Raw genomic sequence first — 263 nt, 5'->3', positions numbered from 1 at the left:
ATCGACCGCGGCAGATTTATGAATCGAACGATCTGCTTCTTCTTCTGCAACGTCCATCGCATCGTCATAAGTCACAATACCGACCATGCGATTTTGTTGATCCAATACCGGGAGAGCGAGTAAGTCATATTTACTGATCGCTTGCGCGGCCACATTTTGCGCTTCATCCACCCGTACAAAGATCAGCACTTGAGTCATGATTTTGCCAACCGTTAGACTTGGCTCAGAAATCATCAAATCACGCAGGGAAACGGTACCTTGCA

At 47.1% G+C, this 263-nt stretch carries 1 protein-coding gene; it reads right to left on the bottom strand.

Annotation, left to right across the window (positions count from 1 at the left end; genetic code table 11):
* On the bottom strand, nt 1–263 hold a 263-nt coding region (locus tag ACS2QP_RS27935), incomplete at both ends, for a CBS domain-containing protein (protein WP_438883093.1).

The organism is Bacillus cereus group sp. Bce019 (assembly GCF_051781745.1).
In the GTDB taxonomy this organism is placed as follows: Bacteria; Bacillota; Bacilli; order Bacillales; family Bacillaceae_G; genus Bacillus_A; species Bacillus_A cereus.
The sequence above is the reverse complement of the archived record's forward strand: the minus strand, read 5'-3'. Positions and strand labels throughout refer to the sequence as shown.